The 3,983-nt window shown below is 57.2% G+C and carries 5 protein-coding genes; 3 read left to right on the forward strand and 2 right to left on the reverse strand.

Annotation, left to right across the window (positions count from 1 at the left end; translation table 11 throughout):
- Window positions 1-97 precede the first annotated feature (97 nt).
- Both L248_RS02805 and L248_RS02810 read left to right on the forward strand, forming a co-directional pair.
- Window positions 98-487 (forward strand): PTS glucitol/sorbitol transporter subunit IIA, encoded by a 390-nt coding sequence (locus L248_RS02805; RefSeq protein ID WP_022528545.1) that lies wholly within the window; start codon window positions 98-100, stop codon window positions 485-487.
- A 30-nt stretch (window positions 488-517) separates the two neighbouring features.
- Window positions 518-1,834 (forward strand): AI-2E family transporter, encoded by a 1,317-nt coding sequence (locus L248_RS02810; protein ID WP_022528546.1) that lies wholly within the window; start codon window positions 518-520, stop codon window positions 1,832-1,834.
- 74 nt (window positions 1,835-1,908) lie between these two features.
- On the opposite strand, the gene rpsN is transcribed toward L248_RS02810, so the two are convergent.
- A complete protein-coding gene (rpsN, locus tag L248_RS02815) occupies window positions 1,909-2,178 on the reverse strand; it encodes a 30S ribosomal protein S14 (protein ID WP_022528547.1) in 270 nt (89 codons plus the stop codon).
- Between the two features lie 117 nt (window positions 2,179-2,295).
- Entirely contained in the window at window positions 2,296-3,249 is a 954-nt protein-coding gene (locus L248_RS02820) for a magnesium transporter CorA family protein (protein WP_022528548.1), read from the reverse strand.
- A gap of 159 nt (window positions 3,250-3,408) precedes the next feature.
- Between L248_RS02820 and L248_RS02825 the strand changes: the two genes are divergently transcribed.
- The gene (locus L248_RS02825; protein ID WP_040534525.1) at window positions 3,409-3,615 is read left to right on the forward strand and encodes a hypothetical protein; all 207 of its coding nucleotides are present in this window, start codon (window positions 3,409-3,411) and stop codon (window positions 3,613-3,615) included.
- Window positions 3,616-3,983: the final 368 nt, after the last annotated feature.

Below are 3,983 nucleotides of genomic sequence, written 5' to 3' on the forward strand. Positions count from 1 at the left end.
CCACGTTCCACGCCCAGATCCGCGCAGCCCGGAGTCACCCGGCCCGGGGGACCTTTCTTCCACTGCCCAACGACAACACAAAGGATGGCAGATAAACATGATAACAACGCAGGCAACGGTCACCGCTATCGGCAAACAGGCGCTCGGCCACGCTGACCCCATCGTGGTCCTCTTCGGCCCGGACGCCACTGCTCAAATCGCCGCGATCGCCGTACTGCAACGCTTCACTGATTCCCAGGCCCAGCAGCAGCTGACCGTGGCAGTGGGCGACACGATAAAAATTGATGCGGCTTCGTATACGATCACGTACGCCGGGCAGGCGGCCCAGGCTAATCTCCGCAGTCTTGGCCATGTGGCCTTGGTCTTCAGCGATACCGCTCAGGGCGACCGCTTGCAAAACGGCTTGTATCTCCACCCCCTAGGCCAGGCCCCGCAGTATCCGGTCTTCCGTGAGGGGACGACGATCACTTACATGCATCAGGCGTAACATTTCTCACTTAGCAAAGGAGGCGGCGCGATGGCTGCCAAACACCGTTCCACGGCCCAACGCTTCGAGCGCTTCAACCAGTCCTGGTTCTTCCGCTGGTTCGTGAATAATAAGGTGACGGCCGGGCTGATCAACATTCTGCTCGTCCTGATCGTCATCTTCGTGTTCACCAAGGTCAGCGGCATCTTCACGCCGCTGGGCAAGGTCTTCAACATTCTCCTGCCGCCAGTGCTGCTGGCCGGCGTGCTCTATTACCTGATGGAGCCGCCCGTGTCCTTCATGCAGCGCAAGTGGCACATTCCCCGGGTGGTTTCAACGCTGCTCTTCTTCGTTCTGATCCTTGGCCTGGTCATTTGGGGCCTGGTGTCGCTGATTCCTCAGATTCAGAACCAGGTGGGACAATTCCTCGCGGCCTTCCCGGGATACTGGGACAGTACGGAGAAATGGGTCAATTCGATGCTCCAGGATTCCCGCTTTAGTCAAGTGACGGCGGAGATTGAGAAGGCACTGAAGAACGTGTCGAATAGTTGGATGGCCACGGCCCAAAGCATCGCCAGCGCCACCTTGCTGAACGTCGGCGGCGCAGTGGGTACCATCACGACGGTGGTGATGACCATTGTCACCGCCCCGTTCCTGTTGTTCTTCATGCTCAAGGATCCCGCCGGCTTCCAGAGCGCCATCGTCAAGGTGGCCCCGCCGCGCTGGCAGGATCACCTGCGCCATATTCTGACCGAGATCAGTGATTCCATCAGTAATTACATCCGCGGCCAGCTCACTGTCGCCTTCTGGGTCGGGGTGATGTTCGCCATCGGGTACACCGTGGTCGGTCAGCGTTACGCGTTGACCTTGGCCCTGCTGGCGGGGCTGCTCAACTTGATCCCTTACCTAGGGTCGTTCTTAGCGATGATTCCCAGCGTCCTGGTGGCGGCGATGACCTCGCCCCAGATGATTCTGTGGGTGCTGATCGTCTTCGCCGTTGAACAAACCGTCGAGCAGCGGGTCGTATCGCCCCTGGTCGTCGGCAGCAAGATGGACATGCACCCGGTGACGACGCTGCTGGTCCTGCTCGGGGCCGGCGGTCTCTACGGCTTGCCCGGCGTCCTCTTCGGTATCCCGGTCTACGCCATCTTCAAGATCATCTGGATCCGCATCTGGCACTGGTTTATCCAGTCGTCGCCGCTTTACGCTGAGCCCGCCCAGCTGCCGATGCCGCCGGATACCAGCAGCAGCGCAGCCGCTGATGCCACAGCGGCTGCCAGTAGTGATGCGGCCAGCGCGCAGTCAACAGAGGCAACCGCCGCCTCTGCGGCTTCCGCGGCAGACGACAGGGAATCCAATCATTCATAAGTTTCGTTTCGGCTGCATCAAAAAAGGAGGGTCGCTCCGCGCGTAATGACACGGGGCAACCCTCCTTTTTCACTCTACCAGCTGGCTTTGCGGACCCCAGGAATCTCGCCCTTGTGGGCCAGGTCCCGGAAATTCAGCCGGCTCAGCCCAAACTTACGATAGTAAGCATGCGGCCGGCCGTCCAACCGATCACGGTGATGGATGCGGACCGGGGAAGCATTCCGCGGCAGCAAGCTCAGAGCCGCATAGTTATGCTCGGCCTTCAGCTTGGCGCGCAACGGGGCGTACTTCGCCACGGTGGCTTCGATCTTCTGTTCCTTGATGATCTTGGATTTCTTTGCCATACAATAGTCTCCTCTCGTTAAAGATGTTGGTTACGCGATTTTCTGAACCACAAACAAGACCAGTATACCACGCCTGTTAAATTCTTACTATTAGTAAGTGAGCATATGGGCACCTGTTCAAAAGAGGTGCTTGCGCCAGAAATGGAAGCCCACCAGCGCACCGATTACGAGCGAGAGGGCGATCGCCACGATCCAGCTGATACTCAGATTGGCCATGGGCAGCTTCATGTTCATGCCGTAGAAGCTGAAGACCAGCGTGGGGATGGTCAAGAGGATCGAGTAGACGGTGAGGAACTTCATGACGTTGTTCATATTGTTGTTGATAACGGAAGAATAGGTGTCCATGGACTCGCTGAGGATGTTGTTGCTGATCTGAGCCATCTCGATGCTCTGCTGGGCTTCGGTGAGAATATCGTCGATGTACTCGTCGTCCACGTCGTTCAGCGGGAAGTGAGGCGCTTTGCGCAGGGCCTCCATGGTCAGTTTGTCGGTTCGCAGGGACATCAGGAAGTACACCAGACTGCGCTGAATACGCATCAAGCCGTACAGGTCCCGGTTATGCATGTTGCGCTGCAGCTGCTCCTCGGTGCGCTCCCGGCTCTTGTTCATGTCTCGCAGGTAGCGCTGATAATTCGAGATGATGTGCGCGAGGATACTCAGTACCGCATGCACTGGCTTGGTCGGATTCAAGTGGCGGCGGTTGTCGCTGAAGGAATCCAAGAAGGGCAGGGCGATGTTAGAAATGGTCACCAGGTGGTTCTTCGTCAGAATGATGCCCAACGGTACGGTCCGGTACGACGCGGTGCGGCTGCTGCCGTCCCCCTCTTTTTGCAGAATGGGGACGTCATAGATGATCAAGGTGGCATCATCGTCGTCGTTGTACTCGGTCCGGGCGTTCTCGTCCTTGTCCAAGCCATAGAAGACGAAGGATTCAGGCAGGTCGGTCTTGCCCAGCAAGGTGGCAATCTCTTCAGCACTGGGGTCGACCACGTTGATCCAGGTGTGGTTAGAAAACTGGTCACTGGGCACGACTTGGTGGTTCTTTTGGTCGTAGGCGTAGATTTTTAACATGACGGGGCTCGCTTTCTGGAAGATTACCTTGACTATAACGCGCCGCAGCAGGCGCCGTCCAGCTTGAGCACAAACATTGTCCCCCCCAGAATTTCTGGTACGCTTAGGCCGCTGATAGCGGTTACAAATGTGCCATGACATTGGTTAGGAGGGATCCCCATGACCACATTCACCAGGTTTGTGCACACACACGCCTTCACCCTGATTTTGGTGATTGGCGGACTCATTGTTTTGCTTTCCAAATTCTTTTCCGCCGATCTGTCTGCCCTCGGCGCTGCCGGCGGCACCATTGCCGGTCTGGCCTTAGTTCATTATCGCCAAATCCGCCAACCCGCCCCGGAGACAGTCGCCGCGGAGGAACGCTGACCGCAAAAAAACTGGTCCAGACCGTTGCATCACCATCGCCGGAATGCTATTATATTGCCAATGACTTTTTCGCTTACTTTTCTCAGAAATCTTTTTGAGGAAAACAAGCGAAGGGGACTTACTAACGTACCGCCTTGCCGTGCAAATCACCGAGGCGGTGCGTTTTTGCGTGGTCCGGCTTCCGCCGGTCCCACTTTGGGAACTTGGGGGCCGAGAGTGGTTGGGAGGACCGTGGGTGTTTAATCGGGCGGATCGGATTGGGGGCTCGGCTGTGAAGTTGGGTGCGTGACAAAACTCGTATGCCAACATGGCTGAGTGCCAACGCGTAGCAAGCGGAGGCAAAACGGGCTCAGTGGTGAAATCATTCT

The organism is Schleiferilactobacillus shenzhenensis LY-73, assembly GCF_000469325.1.
Classification (GTDB): Bacteria; Bacillota; Bacilli; order Lactobacillales; family Lactobacillaceae; genus Schleiferilactobacillus; species Schleiferilactobacillus shenzhenensis.

Excerpts from the sequence above, each read along its gene's own strand:
- L248_RS02805 (WP_022528545.1), top strand. The coding sequence starts at position 98 with ATGATAACAACGCAGGCAACGGTCACCGCTATCGGCAAACAGGCGCTC.
- L248_RS02810 (WP_022528546.1), top strand. The coding sequence starts at position 518 with ATGGCTGCCAAACACCGTTCCACGGCCCAACGCTTCGAGCGCTTCAAC.
- rpsN (WP_022528547.1), bottom strand. The coding sequence starts at position 2,178 with ATGGCAAAGAAATCCAAGATCATCAAGGAACAGAAGATCGAAGCCACC.
- L248_RS02820 (WP_022528548.1), bottom strand. The coding sequence starts at position 3,249 with ATGTTAAAAATCTACGCCTACGACCAAAAGAACCACCAAGTCGTGCCC.
- L248_RS02825 (WP_040534525.1), top strand. The coding sequence starts at position 3,409 with ATGACCACATTCACCAGGTTTGTGCACACACACGCCTTCACCCTGATT.